Source organism: Brevundimonas sp. 1080, from assembly GCF_040545985.1.
Taxonomy (GTDB): domain Bacteria; phylum Pseudomonadota; class Alphaproteobacteria; order Caulobacterales; family Caulobacteraceae; genus Brevundimonas.
This window is the reverse complement of record NZ_JBEPMW010000002.1, coordinates 232,466-250,680: the sequence shown is the minus strand read 5'-3', so window position 1 is coordinate 250,680 and position 18,215 is coordinate 232,466. Positions and strand designations below refer to the sequence as shown.

Below are 18,215 nucleotides of genomic sequence, written 5' to 3'. Positions count from 1 at the left end.
GCTCAGATCGCGTTTAGCGGCAGGCGCAGGTAGCGCTGGCCGTTGGCGTCCGGGGGCGGCAGGTCGCCGGCGCGGATATTGACCTGAAGCGAGGGCAGGATCAGCTGCGGCGCGCCCAGGGTGGCGTCGCGGGCCTCTCGCATGGCGACGAAGGCGTCCTCCGATGCGCCGCCGCCGATGTGGATGTTCTGCGCGCGCTGTTCGGCCACGGTGGTCTCGAACCGGAAGTCGGTGCGGCCCTGGGGCAGATAGTCGTGGCCGACGAAGATGCGGGTCTCGTTGGGCAGGGCCAGCAGGCGCTGGATCGAGCGGTAAAGGGTCCGGGCGTCGCCGCCGGGAAAGTCCGTTCTCGCCGTGCCGTAGTCGGGCATGAACAGGGTGTCGCCGGTGAAGACCGCATCGCCGATCCGGTAGCTGACGCAGGCGGGGGTGTGGCCGGGCGTGTGGATCACCTCGACCGTCAGATCGCCCAGCGTGAAGGCGTCGCCGTCGGCGTACAGATGATCGAAGACGGCCCCGTCCGGGCGCACGTCGTCGGCGCCGAACAGGGGGGCGAAGGCCGACTGAACCTGGGTGATCCGTCCGCCGATGCCGATGGACACGCCCGTCATCGTACGCAGGTGCGCCGCCGCCGTCAGGTGGTCGGCGTGGGCGTGGGTTTCGAGCACCAGGGCCAGCGTCAGCCCCTCCGACCGCAGCGCCGCCATGACGGCGTCGATCGACCGCGTCGAGGTGCGGGCCGAGGGCGCGTCGAAGTCCAGGACGGGGTCGATGATCGCCGCCTGACCCGTCGCGGGGTCGCTGACCAGATAGGTGATGGTGTGGGTCGCGGGATCGAAAAAGCCGCGGACGTCGGGGGATTGGGCCATGGAGGAAGCTCTTTTCGCAGTCCAATATATTAGGTATTGCTTATTTAGCAAGTGCGCATATATTGCGCTCCATGATTGACCTTCAGACCATCGGACTTGAGCGATTCCAGGCCAGCGCAGGCGAGGCGGCGGCGTTGCTGCGCGCCCTGTCCAACGAGAAGCGGCTGATGATCCTGTGTCAGTTGGGCGAAGGTGAGATGTCCGTCGGCCAGCTGCTGCCCCACGTCGGCCTGTCGCAATCGGCCCTGTCCCAGCACCTGGCCAAGCTACGCGATGAGGCGCTGGTGAGCACGCGTCGGGAGGGCACGACCATCTTCTACCGCATCGCCGATCCGGCCGTTCTGAAGGTCATCGCCGTGCTGGCTGAAATCTATTGTCCTCCTGTTTCCTCCGAAAAGGCATGATCCCGATGAGCGTCCTGACCCCCCTGTCCCCCGCCGAGGTTTCGCGCCGGCTGAAGCAGAACACGGCCGTGCTGGTCGACATTCGCGAGCCCGACGAGTTCGCCAGAGAGCATGTCGTCGGCGCCGTCCATGCGCCGCTGTCGGCCTTCGACGCCTACACGCCGGCTGGCGCCGACGGCCGCGACGTCATCTTCACCTGCCGAACCGGCAATCGGACGGGCGTCAACTGCTACCGTCTGGCGGCGAAGACGACGGGCCAAGCCTTTGTCATTGAAGGCGGGCTGGACGCATGGAAGGCGCAGGGCCTGGCCATCCACGCCGACCGCTCAAAGCCGATCGAACTGATGCGTCAGGTGCAGACGGTCGCGGGCGGCCTGATCCTGATCGGTGCGGCGTTGGGGACGTTGGTGCATCCAGCCTTCTGGGGTCTTTCGACCTTCGTCGGCGCGGGCCTGTTCGTCGCGGGCGCGACGGGATTTTGCGGCATGGCGCGGCTGCTGGCCGTGATGCCCTGGAACAGAGCCGCGAGCCGGCCCGTGACGAGAGCGGCGTGATCCGGTGACGACCGAACTGACCCCGCTGGTTCTGACCGCCTTCAGCGGCGTCGTCGTCGCCCTGCTGCTGACCTTGTTCGGCGGCGGCGGGTCGGTTCTGGCCGTGCCGCTGCTGCTCTATGTCGTCGGCGTCGCCGATCCCCATGTCGCCATCGGCGTGTCGGCGGCGGGGGTGGCGCTGAACGCCCTGACGGCTCTGGCCGGTCACGCCAGGGCAGGGCGGGTGCGCTGGCCCTGCGCGACCCTGTTCGCCATCACCGGCGCGGCCGGGGCCTGGTTCGGTTCGTCCCTGGCCAAGATGATCGACGGCCATCAGCTGCTGCTGATCTTCGCCGTGGCCATGGCGGCCGTGGGCGTGTCGATGCTGCGTCCCAAGGCGGCGGTCGCGCGGGACGAGCCCCGGCTGAACTGGTCCATGTCGCCGCGCGCCGGCATGGCGGGCGCCGGCGTCGGCTCGGCCGCCGGCTTCTTCGGCATCGGCGGCGGCTTTCTGATCGTGCCCGGCCTGATGGCGTCGACGGGCATGAGCCTGGCGACCGCCCAGGCGACCTCGCTGCTCAGCGTCGCCGCATTCGGAGCGACGACGGCGGGCAACTATGCGCTGTCGGGCTGGGTCGATCCGGGCCTGGTCGCGGCCATGGCGGTCGGCGGGGTCGCCGGGACGGCGGCGGGTCTGCCGCTGGCGCGCCGGCTGGGGTCGAACGCCCGGCTTGGGCGCATCCTGTTTGCGAGCCTGATCCTGGTGGTCTCCGCCTATGTCGCGGTGCGCGCGATCCTGGCGCTCTGAGACCTCTGTTCAGCGGGCCGTCTTTCGACGACAGTTCCGCCCATGACCGACGCCAGACTGGAGATCGCCGCCGGCTTTGCGACCTTGCAGGGGCCCAAGGCGGATAATCAGGATTTCGGCGGCGTCCACATCGGCACGGCGGCCGAGCAGCGCGAACACGGGGTCGTGGCGGTGATCGCCGACGGGGTGTCGGGGTCCAAGGCCGGGCGGATGGCCGCCGAGCTGACGACGCGCAGCTTCATCGACGGCTATCTGGATCAGAACCCGCTGAACGGGATCGCCGCCAACGGCATCAAGGCGCTGCGGGGCTTCAACCGCTGGCTCCATTCGCGGGGACGGATCGATCCGGCCATGGAGGGGGCGGCGACGACGTTCACGGCCCTGATCCTGCGTGGGCGCGAGGCGACGGCGCTTCATGTGGGCGACAGCCGGGCCTGGCATTTCCGCGATGGCGTTCTGACGCGGCTGACGGAGGACCACACGCGCGCCCAGCAGGGGCTGAGCCATGTTCTGTATCGCGCCGTGGGCATCGAGGCGGATGTGAAGCTGGACGTCCGGCAAGTGCGGCTGGAGCCGCACGACCGGCTGCTGCTGACCACCGACGGGGTGCATGGGGTGCTGGCCGATGCGGTGATCGCCGGCCTGTTGGGACGGCGCAGTTCGCCCGATGCGGACGCCAAGGCGATCCTGGCCGAGGTCGAGGCGGCGGGGCAGCGCGACAACGCAACGGCCATCGTCATCGACGTGGTCCGCACCGGCGCGCCCGACTGGGAGGCGATCACGGCCGAGGCGGAAGGCCTCGCCATCCTGCCGCCGCCGGCCGTCGGCGACAACGTTGACGGCTTCGCGCTTCAGCGGGTCGTGGCGGACGGGCGGTACACGACCCTGTTCCTGGCCAAGGATACGCTAGGCGACGCAGGCATGGTGGTGCTGAAGTTTCCCAAGCCCGCCGTGGTGTCCGAGCGCGGGGCGCGCACCGCCTTTCTGCGCGAGGCCTTTATCGGACGGCGCATCGACAGCCCCTTCGTCGGCAAGGTGCTGAGCCTGGATGCGGGTCGCCAGAGCCGTCTCTATATCGCCCAGCCCTTTCATGCTGGTCAGACCCTGCATGCGCGGTTGGCGCAGGAGGGGCCGTTCGAGATCGCCGAAGGAATCGGCGTGGCCCTGCGTCTGTCGCGGGCGGTTTCGGCCCTGCACCGGGCGGGGGTGACGCACCGCGACATCAAGCCGGACAATGTGATCCTGGAGACACAGGGCGGGCTGAAACTGGTCGATCTGGGCGTTGCGCGCCTGCGGCTGGCCGAGGAGTTCGCCGAGGCCGAGGCGCCGGGCACCGCCGGCTATAAGGCGCCGGAAATGTATGCCGGCGAGAGCGGCGACGCCGCCACGGATCAGTTCGCCCTGGGGGTGACGCTATATCGTCTGTTCACGCGCACCTATCCGTGGGGCGAGGTGGATCCGACCGATGCGCCGCGTTTCGATCGGGCGCCTGCGCCGCCGACGCGACACCGGCCGGATATGCCCGCCTGGCTGGAGGCGGCCATCATGCGCGCCGTCGCCATCGACCCGAACGAGCGGTTCGAGGATGTCGAGGAACTGATCCATGTGCTGGAGACCGGCAGCGCTGTCGCCGCTCCGCCGCCGCGCCAGCTGTCCCTGATCGAGCGTGATCCGGTGCGGTTCTGGCAGGGGATCAGCCTGGTCCTGCTGATCGCTTTTCTGGTGTCGATGGCGACGCGCTAGGCCGGCCTACGTTCAACCGAAGCCTTTGGATGTGCGACATTTGGCGATGGGAACTGTAGGGAACCTGTGGCCGCCTTCGGCTTTTGTGACGGCGAGCGGGGATGTCGCGCCCGCACTTTCGGCACGAAAGCCTCCCCAAATGATCAAGACCCTCGCCTCCAGCGCCCTGGCCCTGGCCATGGTTTCCACCCCCGCCCTGGCCCAGTCCGTGGCCCCCGACTGGTCCGGCCCCTACATCGGCATCTTCGGCGGCTACAACCAGTCGAACGACGACGGCGACGAGATCCTGCGCTTCGACCGCAATCTGGACGGCAACTATGGCGACCAGGTCACCACTGCGCCTGTCGCCCCCGCCACCGTCGGAACCAACGCCTTCAGCCCCGGCTTCTGCGGCGGCATGGCGACCAGCACCGCGCCGGGAACCGGCTGCCGTGATGACAACGATGGTGTCGAGGCGGGCGTTCGCGCCGGTTACGACATGCAGTTCGGCAACTTCGTCGTCGGCGCCCTGGCGGAATACAGCGTCAACAATGTTCAGGATTCGGTGACCGGCTTTTCGACCACCCCGGCCTTCTACACCTTCACGCGCGAGCTGCAGAGCACGGCGGCCGCCCGTTTGAAGCTGGGCTATGCGGTCGGCCCGGCGCTGATTTACGGCACCGGCGGTTACGCCTACGGCAAGTTCGAGAACAAGTTCCGCACCTCGAACCTGGCCAACAGCTTCACTGAAACCAGCGAGGGCGATGACGGCGACGGCTGGCAGGCCGGCGGCGGCGTAGAATACGCCCTGGGTCGCGGTCTGACGGTCAGCGGCGAATACCTCTACACCTCGCTGGACGTCGACAGCCCGGTCATCCGCGTCGGCCGTGGCACGGCGCCCGCCACCAACCCGTTCGTCCTGGCCCCGAACACGACGGGCACGGACATGGTGCGCGGCAACGGTCGCTTCGGAACCCACATGTTCCGCATCGGCATGAACTACCGCTTCTAATCGTCAAACGGGGCGGTCTGGCTTCAGGCCCGGCCGCCCTGGCTTGACAGCATGGCCGCGTCCACGCCCAGCTGGGCGAGGGCGCGCGTCCATTTCGACGTGTGTTCGCCGTCGAAAATCAGGTCCAGATCGGCGTCGGCGGTCAGCCAGACGTTGTCGGCCAACTCCTCCTCCAACTGCCCCTCGCCCCAGCCGGCGTAGCCCAGCAACAGGGCCGAGCGGCGCGGACCGGCGATCTCGTCGGTCATGGCGGCCAGCGCCTCGCGCGTGCCGGTCATCGCCAGACCGTCGCCGAAGGCCAGGGTGTCGTCGCCGACCGTCCAGTCGTCGGTGTGCAGGACGAAGCCGCGCTCGCGCTCGACCGGTCCGCCCATCAGGACCGCGCGACCGATGGATTGATCCGGCGCCGGCGCATCCAGCTTGTCCAGAACCGTCTTCAGATCCACGCCCGGCGCCGGTCGATCCAGCCGCAGGCCCATGGCGTGATCGGGCCCGTGTGCGCAGATCAGGATGACGGCGTGCTCGAACCGGGCGTCGTCGATCCCGGGCATGGCGACCAGCAGTCGGCCGGTCAGGGTGGAGGCTTCGCTCATGATCTTCACATCATCCGTCCGGAAAGCGGCGCAAGCAAGCCGAACCGGCGCTTGCGGTGTCGCCCGTGGTGTCTATGTGTCGCACACGGCCGTTCAAACGCGCCGGCCTCAAACCTCAGCGAGACAGACATGACCATTCAGATCGGCGATCGCATCCCGAACGCAACCCTCGCCCAAGCGACCGCCGAGGGCCCCAAGCCCGTCAGCACCGACGACATCTTCGCCGGCAAGACCGTGGCCCTGTTCGCCGTGCCGGGCGCCTTCACCCCCACCTGCTCGGCGCGCCACCTGCCGGGCTTCAAGGATCACTTGGCCGACATCCAGGGCAAGGGCGTCGATACGGTCGCCTGCATCTCGGTCAACGACGCCTTCGTCATGAAGGCCTGGGGCGAAAGCCAAGGCGTTACCGACGACAGCATCGTCATGCTGGCCGACGGCAACGGCGAATTGACCCGCGCCCTGGGTCTGGTGCTGGACGGTTCTGGCTTCGGCCTGGGCGAGCGCTCGCAGCGCTATTCCATGCTGGTCAAGGACGGCGTGGTCGAGCAGTTGAACATCGAACAGGGCGGCGAGTTCAAGGTGTCCTCGGCCGAGCATCTGCTGGCGCAGCTCTAAATTGGATCAATCCACGCTAACGCTTCGCTACTTGAGCGTGGATTGATCGTGAGTTCGGATGTGTTCAGCCCCGAGAAGCGCAGCGCTGTGATGCGTCGCGTGAAGGGGCGGAACACGTCGCCGGAACTGGCCGTGCGCAGGATCCTGCGTGCGGCCGGGATCGGCTATCGGCTGGGCGGCATGGGCCTGCCGGGTCGCCCGGATGTGGTGATGAAGGGCCGCAAGGTCGCCCTGTTCGTCCACGGCTGCTCCTGGCACGGCCATGATTGCGCCCGTGGATCACGCCAGCCCAAGACCAACGCCGATTACTGGATCGCCAAGATTGACCGCAACCGCGCGCGCGACGCCGCCGCCGTAACGGCGTTGGAGGCGTCGGGCTGGCGCGTGGTCGTCGTCTGGGAATGCGAGATGAAACAGCCTGATTTCGCCGCGCGCCTTGTCGCGGGCGTCCGGGGTCAGGCGGCCTCGGTCGCGGCCTGAGCGGCGGTGTCGTTCAGGACGTGCTGCAAGGCGCCGATCAGGGCGGGCGGCGTCAGGGGCTTGGAGACGAAATAGGCCATACCGGCCGCCTGACAGGCCGCGACGTCCTCGGGCGCGGTGTCGGCGGTGACGGCGACGACCGGGGTGGCGGCGTTGGGTCCGCCGCCGGCGCGCAGCCGACGCGTCGTCTCGCGCCCGTCCAGCTCGGGCATGCGCACATCCATGAAGATGACGTCGAACACCGCTTCACTGCAGCGTTCAAGGGCGACCATGCCGTCGGCGGCGGTCGTGATCTCGCAGCCCAGCGGCTGAAGGATCAACTGCACCGCGCGGCGGTTGATGTCGTGATCGTCCACGACCAGCAGGCGCAGCGGTTGGTCTTCGGCCTCGTCGGCGGCCGCAGGCGTCGCAGCCACCGGCTCGGGCTCAGGTGCGGGCGAAGGGGCGACGTACGCGGGCTGGGGCGTGGGCGCGACCGAGGGCGTCAGCGAGCGGGCGATGTCCAGGCGGCTTTCATCGACGACCTCGACGATCTGCGCCGCCTCGTCGCCGCGGGGCAGGATCAGGGAGACGGTGAAGCGCGAGCCCTGACCCGACGCGCTGCGCACCGTCAGCCGACCGCCCATCAGGTCGATCAGATTGCGGCTGATCGCCAGCCCCAGACCCGAGCCGCCATAGCGGGCGGAGACGCCCTCGGCGGTCTGGTCGAACGGGGTGAACAGGCGGGCCAGTTGGTCGGTCGTCATGCCCGGACCCGTGTCCACGATTTCGAACAGCAGCGCGTATCCCGACGGCTCCTCGGGCCAGGCCTGGACCCGCAGGGTGATCTGGCCCTGCTCGGTGAACTTCATGGCGTTGGACAGCAGGTTGTTCAGCACCTGACGGATGCGCATGACGTCACCCTTGACGTGGCGCGGCATGGCCGAGGCGCCTTCGATGCGCAGCTTCAGCCCCTTGGCGTCGGCGACACCGCGCCACAGCATCAGGGTCTGGGCCAGCATTTGCCGCAGGTCGAAGTCCTTGGCCTCCACCGTCATCCGTCCGGCGCCGATCCGGGTGTGGTCCAGCAGGTCGTCCAGCAGGGCCTTCATCATCAGGCCGGCGTCGGTGATCAGATTGGCGCTGTTGCGCGACTGGGCGTCGGGCGAGCGCAACTCGGCGGCGCCGGCCAGGATCGCGCCGATCGGGGTGCGCAGGTCATGGCTGATCGCGGCCAGGAAGGTGGTGTGGTCGGCCAGGCTGCGCTCTGCCTTGAGCCGGGAGTCCTCGGCCAGGGCATGGGCGCGCACGACGTTGGCGCTGGCCTCGACCATGCGCTGGCCGGTGATGGCGACATAGAAGGTGAACAGCACGACCGCAGCGGCCGCCGACATGACCAGCGGGCCGGAGGCGTCCAGAGCGTAAACGAAGACAGGCGTAGCCAGCAGGAAGCCGGTCTGAGGGGCCAGGCCGGCGATCATCACGGCCTGACAGCGGTTCGCATTCAGCATGGCCGTCAACATGCAGGCGCTCAGCATTAGGGCTGCGCTGACGCCGCCGATGGCACCGCCGATCTTCCACATCACCAGCGACAGGGCGGCGAAGACGGTAGAACTGACCGCAACGACGGTCAGGACGGCCAGCTTTCGGCCGCTGGAAAGCTCTCCGGGCGCCTCCAGGATCGGTCGATACACGACCATCTCCATGGCCTGAACCGCCAGATACAGCACGACCCAGCCGAAGGTGAACCGCACCCCGACCATCGGCGTCACCACCAGGGCGACAGCCGCCGCCGCCACGAGCCGTTGCACCGCAGCGCCCGAGCGTTGGCGAACGGCGGCGGTCCAGCTGCTTTCAGCGATATCGACGGCGGTCGATTTCATTCAGGCTCTCGGATGACGAACGCAGATCGCTCGCATCGGTCACCCTAGACGTGTCGACACTAACGCTCCGTCAACGGGGCGCGCCGACCGCGTCTGTTACTGCGGAAAAGCCGTCGGCGCGCAGGCGGGCGGCCAGGTCACGCGTGATGCGGGCGACCAGGCCGGGCCCCTCGTAGATCAGGGCGGAATAGATCTGGACCGCCGATGCCCCCAGGCGAATGCGGGCATAGGCTTCGGCCCCGCTGTCGATGCCGCCGACGGCGATCAGGGGCAGACGACCGGCGGCGGCCTCGGCCGCCGCGCGCAGGGCCTTTTCCGCGAACGGACGGATGGGCGCGCCGGACAGGCCGCCCGTCTCGCGGGCGTCCGGCGAGCGCAGGGTCTCGGGACGTTCCAGCGTGGTGTTGGATACGATCAGGCCGTCGATCCGATGGGCCAGCGAGGCCTCGACGATCATGCCGATCTCGTCGGCGATCAGATCGGGCGCGATCTTCAAAAAGACCGGCACGCGGTCAGGGGCGGCGACGGGACGGGCGGCGTCGATGCGGCCCAACAGGTCGTCCAACTGCTCGCGGCCCTGAAGCGCGCGCAGGCCCGGCGTATTGGGCGAGGAGATGTTGACGGTGAAGTAGGAAGCGCGGCCGGCAAGGCGTTGCAGACCGGCGACGTAGTCGGCCGCCTTGTCCTCGGTGTCCTTGTTGGCCCCCAGATTGGCGCCCACGACGACGCCCGTCGGGCGCTGGTCCAGCCGCTCGGCGAAGGCGTCTAGCCCGGCGTTGTTGAACCCCATCCGGTTGATGATGGCCCGGTCCTCGCTGAGGCGGAACAGGCGGGGCTTGGGATTGCCGGGCTGGGGCCGGGGCGTGACCGAGCCGCATTCGACGAAGCCGAAGCCGAGGCGCGACAGGCCGCGCAGGGCCTCGCCGTTCTTGTCCAGACCCGCCGCCAGACCGACCGGATTGGGCAGATCCAGTCCCGCCAACTGTGTTCTCAGGATCGGATCGTCGGCGGGCGGGACGGGCAGGGGGGCGAGGGCCAGACCCTTGATCGCCAACTGGTGTGCCTGCTCCGGGTCCAGCCGACGCAGCAGGGCGGCGCCCACATCAACCAGGCTCATCGGTCGTTCTCGAACGCCATCTCGCCCTCGGCCGTGACCGAGAAGGCGCGCGATGCCGTAACGGCGGCGACGGGCAGGGGGGCGTAAAGATGCGGGAACAGATCGCCGCCGCGCGACGGCTCCCAGATCAGGTCGTCGCCGAACCCGCTGAGATCGACGGTCAGCAGCAGCAGGTCGCCGCGCCCGGCGAAGTGCCGTCGCGCGGTCTCGGCCAGTTGCGCCTGGGTGGACATGTGGATGTAGCCGTCGGCCAGATCGACGGGCGCGCCGTCATAGCGGCCCTCGGCGACGGCGGCGCGCCATTCGGCGGCATCGACGATCTTGTAGGCGACGTCTGTCATGCGGATGGCGCGCCCAGCGATCGCGGCGTCAGGAAGCCTTCGTAGGTGCAGCGCCCCGCGACATCGACACTGAACAGGGCGGCGGCGCCGGTCGGGAAGCCGGCCGACAGCTTGTCCACCACGGCCGGCGAGGCGGCGCTTTCGATCAGATATTCGGCGGCCAGCACATGGACGCCCGGATTGTGGGCCAGGATCAACAGGCAGCCGGCCTCGTCCTCGCTGGCCTCGACGAAGCGGCGGATCACGTCGGAGGGAGCGTTGTAGAGGGCGTCCTCGTCGCGGACTTCCACATCGCCGAAAGCGTCGTGCATCTGCTCCCAGGTCTGGCGGGTGCGCACGGCGGTGGACACCAGCGCCAAGTCCGGCTTCAGCCCCCGCTCGGCCAGGGCGCGCCCCATCAGCAGAGCCTCGGCGCGGCCGGCGGCCGACAGGGGACGGGCTTCGTCGCCGCCGGAGGGAGCGGAGGCTTCGGCCTGGGCGTGCCGCATCAGGATCAGTCGGTGCATGGCCTTCGCCATAAGGCGGTTTCGCCCGCCCCGCCAGATGGAGCGACGGTCAACTCCCCGTCAGTCGCGATGTTCGCCCCGCGAAGAGACGGAGGCGGCGGGTTGGGGCGCCAGGACGGGGGCGGCGACGCGCTGGGCATGGCCGCTGGGGCGGATGCGGGCGTAGCTGTGGCGCGAGGCCTCCAGCAGGATCAGCCCGGCGGTTCCGGGAAAGACCCGGCGCCCGACCTGTTCGAATCCTTCGGCCAGGGGCAGCATCGGCCCCCAAGGCGGGACATACAGGGTTTGGGACCAGGCCATCGGCTCCAGCCCGACATCGCGCACCAGTCGTTCCAACTGGCGCCGGGTGAAGGGTCGGCCATGACCAAAGGGGGTGTTGTCCGCCCGCGCCCACAGGCCGCCGCGCGCCGCCGCCGCCAGGATGATGCGCCCGGTCGGCGAAAGCGCGCGCACCGCTTCCAGTAGCAGGGCGGCGGGATCGTCGGCCTCTTCCAGGGCGTGGACCAGCAGGATGCGGTCGAACGCTCCGGCGGGGAAGGGCAGGCGGCGGTCGTCAACCAGCAGGGTGCGGTTGCGCCCGACCGTAGGCCAGTGTTCGACGCCTTGCCCGCCCGGCATGGCCGCGACGACACGCCGCGCGCCGACGAAGGAGTCCAGCCAAGGGGTGGCGTAACCGATGCCCAGCACGTCGCAATCGGCCGCCTCGCCCCAGGCGTCGTCCAGCCGTCGCGCCACCAGCCGTCGCGCCAGCGCTCCGGTCGGCTCGCCGTAGAAGGTTCGAAGCTCGTCGATGCTGCGCCGCATGGCCCCACTATAGGCCTGTCGGCGGCCCTGCTGCTAGGATGGGCGCATGACTCTGGATGTGCATCTGTTTCCCTGCCGCGCCGACAACTACGGCTTCCTGATCCGCGACGCCGCGACCGGCGTGGTCGCGGCGGTCGATACGCCGGATGCAGCGCGCATTCTGGAGGAGCTGGAAGGCCTGGGCTGGGGGCGTCTGGACCTGATCCTGAACACCCACTGGCACCCCGATCACACCGAGGGCAACGCGCGGCTGAAGGCCGACTGGGCTTGCGAAATCGTCGGGCCGGAAGAGGTGCGCAAGGTCGCGCCGCTGGACCGGGTGATCGCTGACGGCGATGTGGTGATGGTGGGCGAGACGCGGTTCGAGGTCACCGAAACGCCGGGTCACACCCTCGGCCATGTGGTGTTTCATGCGCCGGCGGACGGCTTGGCCTTTACCGGCGACACCCTGTTCGCCTTGGGCTGCGGCCGGTTGTTCGAGGGTACGCCGGAGCAGATGTTCGACAGCCTGCAGCGGCTGAAGGCCTGGCCCGACCAGACCGTGATCTGGTGCGCGCACGAATATACGGCCTCGAACGCGCGCTTCACCCTGAGCCTGGATGACCGGCCCGAGGTCGCCGCCCATGCCGAGGCGATCTTCGCGGCGCGTGAGCGGGGCGAACCGACCGTGCCGACGACGCTGGGGGTGGAGAAGAGGTTCAACCCGTTCATGACCGCCACGGACGCGGATCAGTTCGCCGCGCGCCGGGCAGCCAAGGACAGCTTCCAGGGTTAGCGGTTCAGGGCGTCTCCGCCCACGACTCGCACGATCCGGGCCGACGACGGTCGGCCGGCGATGCCGGCGTCGGCGTCGATGACGATCCTCAACGTGCCCTGGACCAGGCTGACGCCCGGACGTCCTTGATCCGATACGACGACGCGGCGCACCCGCTCGACTTGGGCGCGCAGGTTGGAGGATCTGGCCATGCGCACGATGGCGTCGCTGGCGGCCGAGACGGTGTCGGCGGCAACCTGTTCAGAGCCGGGCTGGATATCGACGTCGATGACGATCAGCCGGCCCATCGCCTGGCTGGCGCGGTAGCTCTGACGCATGAAATAATCGACCAGCTGCGCTCCGGTCATGGCCGCGCTGGCCAGGCCCTGCGCCTCGCCCACCCGAGAGGCGGGCGAGCCTTGGGGCGCGGTGGTCGTGTAAAGGGTGATCGCGCCGTCGGGCGTGACCTTCAGCACCTGATCGCCATTGTCGTTGCGATAGATGATGTCGCCGCGCGGCGCGGGCGTCGGCCGCAAGACCCAGATTTCGGTCGAGCGTTCCAGCCGCATCAGAGGCCGCGACCCGGAGGTGTCTAGGATGAACCCCTGGCCATTGCTGCTGACGTAGCGGGCGGTCGGCGGCACGGTCCGGCGGGACTGGGCCTGGCTTTCGGTCGGGACGACCACGGGCGCGGCGACGCCCACGCCGATGACCGCGATGGCGGCGACCGCCATCGCGGTCACGCGTGGCGATTTTTTCGCCCTGACCGATCCCAACAACTTCATGACAGACTTGATGAAACCCGCGCGCGGCGGATTTTGGGCGAAGCCCGCCTCAACCCACCAGGTACTGACCGCCGTTCAGCGACAGTGTGCAGCCTGTGACATATCCGGCACGCTCGCCCACCAGCCAGGACACCATGTCGGCGATCTCCTCGCCCTTGCCCAGGCGACCGACGGGGATGTGGCTGATGATGCCTTCCAGCACCTTGGGGTCCATGGCGCCGACCATTTCGGTGTCGATATAGCCCGGCGCGATGCAGTTCACGGTCACGCCCTTGCGCGCATTTTCCAGCGCCAGCGCCTTGGTGAAGCCGATCATCCCGGCCTTGGCGGCGGAATAGTTGGTCTGGCCGATCTGACCCTTCTGCCCGTTGATCGAGGAGATGTTGACGATGCGCCCGTGGCCCCGGTCGCGCATGCCGTTGATGACCTGGCGCGTCATGTTGAAGACGCTGTCCATGTTGACGCGGATCACGTCGGACCACTGGTCGTGGCTCATCTTGTGGAAGAAGCCGTCGCGGGTGATGCCGGCGTTGTTGACCAGGATGTCGATGGGGCCGAGCTGTTCCTCGACCTCCTTCACCGCGCGGGCGCAGTCGTCGAAGCTGCCGACGTTGCCCTTGACCACCATGACGTCCAGCGCATCGGCGATGGCCTTGGCCGCCTCGTCGTTGCCGGAATAGCCGGCGGCGACCTTGAAACCGTCCTCATGCAGGCGCTGGACGATCGCCTTGCCGATGCCCCGGGTCCCGCCCGTCACGAAAGCTACGCGCGCCATATCGTCTCCTGTCCCTGTGCAGACCCTTCAGAAGGCCTTGTCGCAGCTCAGGATTAACGTGCGAGCGCGAGCGCGCAAGGCGGGAATCTGACGCGACGGAAGTTTCATGCCTCCGTCGCGTTTCGTTGATCTTCGCCTCAGGCGATCAGGCGGCCAGCTTTTCCATGTCGATGACGAAGCGGTAGCGGACATCGGATTTCAGCATCCGCTCATAGGCGTCGTTGATCTGATCCGGAGCGATCGTCTCGATGTCGCAGGCGATGCCGTGCTCGGCGCAGAAGTCCAACATCTCCTGCGTTTCGCGAATGCCGCCGATCAACGAGCCGGCGATGCGGCGACGACGCCACAGCAGGGGCAGGGCGAAGACCGGCAGGCCCTCGGTAGTGAGGCCCAGCATGATCATGGTGCCGTCGCGCGCCAGCAGCTGAATGTGGCTGGCGATCTCGTGCGTGGCCGAGACGGTATTGATGATCAGGTCGAACTTCTCGGCCGCCGCCTTCATCGCATCCTTGTCGGAGTTGATCAGGAAGTGTTTGGCGCCCATCCGCTCCGCGTCGGCCTTCTTGCGGTCCGAGGTGGACAGGACGGTGACTTCCGCCCCCATCGCCGCCGCCAGCTTGACCGCCATATGGCCCAGGCCGCCCAGGCCGATGACCGCGACCTTGGAACCGGGGCCCACGCCCCATTCCTTCAGCGGCGAATAGGTGGTGATGCCGGCGCACAGCAGGGGGGCGGCGACGTCCAGCGCCAGGCTGTCGGGGATGGACAGGACGAAATGCTGATCGACGGTGATGTGGTCGGAATAGCCGCCCTGGGTGATGGCTTCCGACGTGCCGCCCTTCTTGTCCTTGCCGCCGTAGGTGCCGGTAAAGCCGGGGATGCAATATTGTTCGACGCCTTCCTGGCAGGAGGCGCATTCACGGCAGCTGTCGACCATGCAACCGACGCCGACGCGGTCGCCTTCCTTGAAGCGGGTGACGTTCGATCCGACCGCCTTGACCACGCCCGCGATCTCATGACCCGGCACCAAGGGGAAGGCTGTGCCGCCCGTCTCGCCGCGCGCGGCATGCAGGTCGGAGTGGCAGACGCCGCAATATTTGATGTCGATCAGCACATCGTTCGGACCCGGATCACGGCGCTCGAAGCTGTAGGGCGTCAGCGGCTTGTCGGCGGCGGTCGCGGCGAAGGCGCGTGTGGCGATCGGCATGGGAATAGTCCTTCAGGCTTTGCATTGAGCCGGCCTCAGATGTGGGGACGGCTGCAGGTCCGCAAGCGTACGGACCGCTATTTCAGCTTGGCGATCAGCGCCTGAGCCGCCGCCGGGTTTCGCACCTTCGCGCCCGAGATGAAATAGGCGAAGACCGGCCCGCGTTCAGCCCAGGTTTTCGCCTGATCCGCCACCGCCTCCAGTTCGGTCGCCGTCATGCCGGTCGGCTCGTCCTCGCGGCTGGACATCAGCCGGGCGTAGCTGAAATCGGCGGTCGCCTCGTCGATCTGGGGCCAGGTCGGCTCCTCGTCATCGACCGCATAGACGATGGCCGCGCCGTATTTGCGGGCCAGGTCATAGAATTGTTCGGTGGCGAAGGTCGGGTTGCGAACCTCAAGCGCGTGCCGCAGCCGCACCCCGTCCTTCTCCTTGGGCAACAGCTTCAGGAAGCCCTCGAAGTCCTCGGCGTCGAACTTCTTCGTGCCCATGAACTGCCAGTTGATCGGGCCCAGTTTGTCGCCCAGTTCGGTCAGGCCCTGGCTCAGGAACTTGTCGAAGCTCTCGGCGCCTTCGGACAGCATCTTGCGATTGGTGCAATAGCGGCTGGCCTTGACCGAAAAGACGAAGCCGTCCGGCGTCTCGTCGCGCCATTTCTTCCAGCTGTCGGGCTTGAAGGTCGAATAATAGGTGCCGTTGATCTCGATCGAGGTCAGTTTCGACGCCGCATATTCCAGCTCGCGCTTCTGAACCAAGCCGTCCGGATAGAAGACCCCGCGCCACGGCTCGAACGTCCAGCCGCCGATGCCGACATGGATGGAATGGGTCATGGTTCGCTCCGTTCGTCGCTCGATCCGACGCCAGTTGTGTCGGACTGCCAGTCTTCCAGCTCGTGCCGAATGCGTCGGACGAACACGTCTGCATCATCGATTCGATAGAGAATGGCGTGGCTTTTGTAGAAGATCACATGGGCGTCCGCGCTCAACTCCGGTCGAGCCGCCCCAAGACGTGGAAAATCCGCAAGCAAGTCCAGTTTCGCGAACAGACCCTCGATATAGTCATCGGCCTGACGGCTCCCGAACAGCTCGAGGCCTTGCAGATAGACCTGCTGCAAGTCCGCCCGCGCCGCGCGGCTTAGGCGAAGCATCAGGAGGCGCGACGCAACTGGGCGCGCAGTTCTTCGATCACTTCACGTGGCGACTGGTCGGAAACACCGGAGGCGTCGGCCTCTACGATCAGCCTTTGCCAATGCGCGATCTTCTCGGCCTTGACCTGCTCGCGGCGGATCAGGTCGCGCACCACGTCCGACGTGCTGGCGTAGCGCCCGGATTTCGCCTGTTCCTCGACCCAGGCCTTCATTGGATCGGGCAGGGAAATGTTCATCGTCGCCATGGTCGGCCTCCTCTCAAGGAGAATGGGCGCATGGCAAACTTTGTCAACATCGGATCAGGGCGCAGTCGCCGCCTGGATGCCGGCCAGCAGGCTGGCGGCGGTGATGGGTTTGGGGACGTGCAGGTCGGCGCCGGCGTCGCGCGCCTGGTCGCGGTGCTCGCTCATGGCGTTGGCGCTCAGCATGATGATCGGCGTACGAGCCCGGTCGGGACGGGCGGCCTCGACCTGACGAATGGCGCGGGTGGCGGTCAGGCCGTCCATGCCCGGCATCTGCATGTCCATCAGGATCAGGTCGAAGGTCTCGGACTGGAAGGCGGCCAGGGCCTGTTCGCCATCTGCGACGGTGACGATCTGCATGGCGTGGGCCGCCAGGATCAACTGCACGACGCGCTGATTGACCGGGTGATCCTCGGCCAGCAGCACGCGCAGGGGCGCCAGGGGGCGGTCGGCCTCGGCCGCACGCGCGCGTCGTTGGGCATCGTGTTCGGTCAGGGAGGCGGCGCGCGTCAGGGGGATCTCGACGGTGAACCGGCTGCCGACGCCCGGGGTGGAGGCGGCGGAAATCCGCCCGCCCATCAACTCGACCAGCGAACGACAGATCGACAGGCCCAGGCCAGTGCCGCCGAACCGGCGCGTGATGGTGCTGTCCGCCTGGCTGAACCGATCGAACAGACGGGCCGCGTGGTCGGAAGAGAAGCCGACGCCCGTATCCTCGACCCGCAGCGTCAGCTGGGTCAGGCCGTCGGAATCCTCGTCCACCGCAAGGGCGACGCCGACCGAGCCCTGATGGGTGAATTTGATGGCGTTGGACAGCAGATTGTCGAGCACCTGACGGATGCGGGTGCTGTCGCCGACGAACATTCCGCGCGCATTGGCGTCGCGGCGGATGTCGAAGGTCAGTCCCTTGGCCTCGGCCTTCAACCGCATGACGTCCAGCGGGGCGGCGATGGCCTCGTCCAGATCGAAGGGTCGGCTTTCCAGGTCCAGATGCCCCGCCTCGATCTTGGACACGTCCAGAATGTCGGACACCAGCCGTTCCAACGTCACGCCGGATCGTGCGATCAGGGTCACCATCTCGGCCTGCTCGGGCGTCAGCTCGGTGCGCGACAAGGCGTCGACGATGCCGATCACGCCGTTCAGGGGCGTGCGGATCTCATGGCTCATATTGGCCAGGAAGTCGGACTTGGCGCGGTTGGCGGCCTCGGCGGCGGCGGTGGCCTCGCGCAGGGCGCGTTCGGCAGCGACTTTTTCGGTCACGTCGCGCGCGATGCCATAGATGCGGTCGCCCTGACGATGGGCGCGCCATTCGACGGTGACGTAGTGGCCCGCCTTATGGCGATAGCGGTTGATCTGGCCGATGACCGGATCGCCCGGCCGCCGGTTTTCGACCTCGACGATGCTCTGGCGGGTCGCGGCGTGGTCGTCGGGGTGGATGAGGCGCAGCAGGCCCTGGCCTTCGATCTCGTCGGGGCGATAGCCCAGCACCGTAAACCACGAAGCGCTGGCCTTGACCACGCGCCCATCCAGCTCGCGCACCACCAGCAGATCCAGCGACACATCGAAGAAGGTGTCCAGATCGACATCGGCTGTGGGGAAGGCCAGGGCCGCAACGGGCGAACAGGTCATTGCGCACTCTCTC

Annotated in this window: 22 protein-coding genes; 8 read left to right on the top strand and 14 right to left on the bottom strand. The window is 67.8% G+C overall.

All coding sequences use genetic code 11. The features are described from left to right. Nucleotides 1-2 precede the first annotated feature (2 nt). Nucleotides 3-869: an MBL fold metallo-hydrolase gene (locus ABIC32_RS06680; protein WP_354073302.1), complete on the bottom strand. Its 867-nt coding sequence runs from the start codon at nucleotides 867-869 to the stop codon at nucleotides 3-5. 71 nt (nucleotides 870-940) lie between these two features. Between ABIC32_RS06680 and ABIC32_RS06675 the strand changes: the two genes are divergently transcribed. From ABIC32_RS06675 to ABIC32_RS06655, 5 genes are all read left to right on the top strand, one after another. Further along, complete coding sequence (locus ABIC32_RS06675; RefSeq protein WP_091749779.1) at nucleotides 941-1,273, top strand: ArsR/SmtB family transcription factor; 333 nt, start codon at nucleotides 941-943, stop codon at nucleotides 1,271-1,273. A 5-nt stretch (nucleotides 1,274-1,278) separates the two neighbouring features. After that, the gene (locus tag ABIC32_RS06670; RefSeq protein ID WP_354073299.1) at nucleotides 1,279-1,827 is read left to right on the top strand and encodes a rhodanese family protein; all 549 of its coding nucleotides are present in this window, start codon (nucleotides 1,279-1,281) and stop codon (nucleotides 1,825-1,827) included. Nucleotides 1,828-1,831: 4 nt separating this feature from the next. After that, a complete protein-coding gene (locus ABIC32_RS06665; protein WP_091749772.1) occupies nucleotides 1,832-2,614 on the top strand; it encodes a sulfite exporter TauE/SafE family protein in 783 nt (260 codons plus the stop codon). A 42-nt stretch (nucleotides 2,615-2,656) separates the two neighbouring features. Then, nucleotides 2,657-4,357, top strand: coding sequence for a bifunctional protein-serine/threonine kinase/phosphatase (locus tag ABIC32_RS06660; protein WP_091749769.1), 1,701 nt, complete (start codon nucleotides 2,657-2,659; stop codon nucleotides 4,355-4,357). A gap of 139 nt (nucleotides 4,358-4,496) precedes the next feature. After that, nucleotides 4,497-5,348 (top strand): outer membrane protein, encoded by an 852-nt coding sequence (locus ABIC32_RS06655; protein WP_091749766.1) that lies wholly within the window; start codon nucleotides 4,497-4,499, stop codon nucleotides 5,346-5,348. Nucleotides 5,349-5,371: 23 nt separating this feature from the next. Here ABIC32_RS06655 and ABIC32_RS06650 read toward each other — a convergent pair whose 3' ends face one another. After that, nucleotides 5,372-5,941, bottom strand: a complete 570-nt coding sequence (locus ABIC32_RS06650; protein WP_174085350.1) for a YqgE/AlgH family protein — start codon at nucleotides 5,939-5,941, stop codon at nucleotides 5,372-5,374. A gap of 129 nt (nucleotides 5,942-6,070) precedes the next feature. Here ABIC32_RS06650 and ABIC32_RS06645 point away from each other — a divergent pair, with 129 nt between their 5' ends. After that, nucleotides 6,071-6,556, top strand: coding sequence for a peroxiredoxin (locus ABIC32_RS06645; protein ID WP_091749764.1), 486 nt, complete (start codon nucleotides 6,071-6,073; stop codon nucleotides 6,554-6,556). Nucleotides 6,557-6,604: 48 nt separating this feature from the next. After that, nucleotides 6,605-7,036 (top strand): very short patch repair endonuclease, encoded by a 432-nt coding sequence (locus ABIC32_RS06640; protein WP_354073295.1) that lies wholly within the window; start codon nucleotides 6,605-6,607, stop codon nucleotides 7,034-7,036. On the opposite strand, the gene ABIC32_RS06635 is transcribed toward ABIC32_RS06640, so the two are convergent. From ABIC32_RS06635 to ABIC32_RS06615, 5 genes are all read right to left on the bottom strand, one after another. Then, nucleotides 7,012-8,898 carry an ATP-binding protein gene (locus ABIC32_RS06635; RefSeq protein WP_354073293.1) on the bottom strand — a complete coding sequence of 629 codons (1,887 nt, stop codon included), beginning with the start codon at nucleotides 8,896-8,898 and terminating at the stop codon, nucleotides 7,012-7,014. The two genes, ABIC32_RS06640 and ABIC32_RS06635, sit on opposite strands and share 25 nt — an antisense overlap. A 70-nt stretch (nucleotides 8,899-8,968) precedes the next feature. Beyond that, a complete protein-coding gene (locus ABIC32_RS06630; protein ID WP_091749754.1) occupies nucleotides 8,969-10,015 on the bottom strand; it encodes a quinone-dependent dihydroorotate dehydrogenase in 1,047 nt (348 codons plus the stop codon). Further along, nucleotides 10,012-10,356, bottom strand: a complete 345-nt coding sequence (locus ABIC32_RS06625; RefSeq protein ID WP_307509979.1) for a DUF952 domain-containing protein — start codon at nucleotides 10,354-10,356, stop codon at nucleotides 10,012-10,014. The genes ABIC32_RS06630 and ABIC32_RS06625 overlap by 4 nt, the downstream gene beginning before the upstream one ends. Further along, entirely contained in the window at nucleotides 10,353-10,862 is a 510-nt protein-coding gene (locus tag ABIC32_RS06620; protein ID WP_026108519.1) for a SixA phosphatase family protein, read from the bottom strand. The genes ABIC32_RS06625 and ABIC32_RS06620 overlap by 4 nt, the downstream gene beginning before the upstream one ends. Nucleotides 10,863-10,922: 60 nt before the next feature. Beyond that, a complete protein-coding gene (locus ABIC32_RS06615) occupies nucleotides 10,923-11,666 on the bottom strand; it encodes a methyltransferase domain-containing protein (RefSeq protein ID WP_307509983.1) in 744 nt (247 codons plus the stop codon). A 46-nt stretch (nucleotides 11,667-11,712) separates the two neighbouring features. On the opposite strand from ABIC32_RS06615, the gene gloB reads away from it, so the two are divergent. After that, nucleotides 11,713-12,441, top strand: coding sequence for a hydroxyacylglutathione hydrolase (gloB, locus tag ABIC32_RS06610; protein WP_354073289.1), 729 nt, complete (start codon nucleotides 11,713-11,715; stop codon nucleotides 12,439-12,441). Here the strand turns inward: gloB and ABIC32_RS06605 are convergent. From ABIC32_RS06605 to ABIC32_RS06575, 7 genes are all read right to left on the bottom strand, one after another. After that, complete coding sequence (locus ABIC32_RS06605) at nucleotides 12,438-13,154, bottom strand: DUF4908 domain-containing protein (RefSeq protein WP_354074110.1); 717 nt, start codon at nucleotides 13,152-13,154, stop codon at nucleotides 12,438-12,440. The genes gloB and ABIC32_RS06605 overlap by 4 nt on opposite strands. Nucleotides 13,155-13,254: 100 nt before the next feature. Further along, a complete protein-coding gene (gene phbB, locus ABIC32_RS06600) occupies nucleotides 13,255-13,980 on the bottom strand; it encodes an acetoacetyl-CoA reductase (protein ID WP_039244832.1) in 726 nt (241 codons plus the stop codon). 145 nt (nucleotides 13,981-14,125) lie between these two features. Further along, a complete protein-coding gene (locus tag ABIC32_RS06595; protein ID WP_307509992.1) occupies nucleotides 14,126-15,187 on the bottom strand; it encodes an NAD(P)-dependent alcohol dehydrogenase in 1,062 nt (353 codons plus the stop codon). A 77-nt stretch (nucleotides 15,188-15,264) separates the two neighbouring features. After that, nucleotides 15,265-16,014: a DUF72 domain-containing protein gene (locus ABIC32_RS06590; RefSeq protein WP_354073287.1), complete on the bottom strand. Its 750-nt coding sequence runs from the start codon at nucleotides 16,012-16,014 to the stop codon at nucleotides 15,265-15,267. Next, nucleotides 16,011-16,331, bottom strand: a complete 321-nt coding sequence (locus ABIC32_RS06585) for a type II toxin-antitoxin system RelE/ParE family toxin (protein ID WP_354073285.1) — start codon at nucleotides 16,329-16,331, stop codon at nucleotides 16,011-16,013. The genes ABIC32_RS06590 and ABIC32_RS06585 overlap by 4 nt, the downstream gene beginning before the upstream one ends. Next, nucleotides 16,331-16,576: a type II toxin-antitoxin system ParD family antitoxin gene (locus tag ABIC32_RS06580; RefSeq protein ID WP_354073283.1), complete on the bottom strand. Its 246-nt coding sequence runs from the start codon at nucleotides 16,574-16,576 to the stop codon at nucleotides 16,331-16,333. The genes ABIC32_RS06585 and ABIC32_RS06580 overlap by 1 nt, the downstream gene beginning before the upstream one ends. 54 nt (nucleotides 16,577-16,630) lie before the next feature. Next, nucleotides 16,631-18,202, bottom strand: a complete 1,572-nt coding sequence (locus ABIC32_RS06575) for an ATP-binding protein (protein WP_354073282.1) — start codon at nucleotides 18,200-18,202, stop codon at nucleotides 16,631-16,633. Between the last annotated feature and the right edge of the window lie 13 nt (nucleotides 18,203-18,215).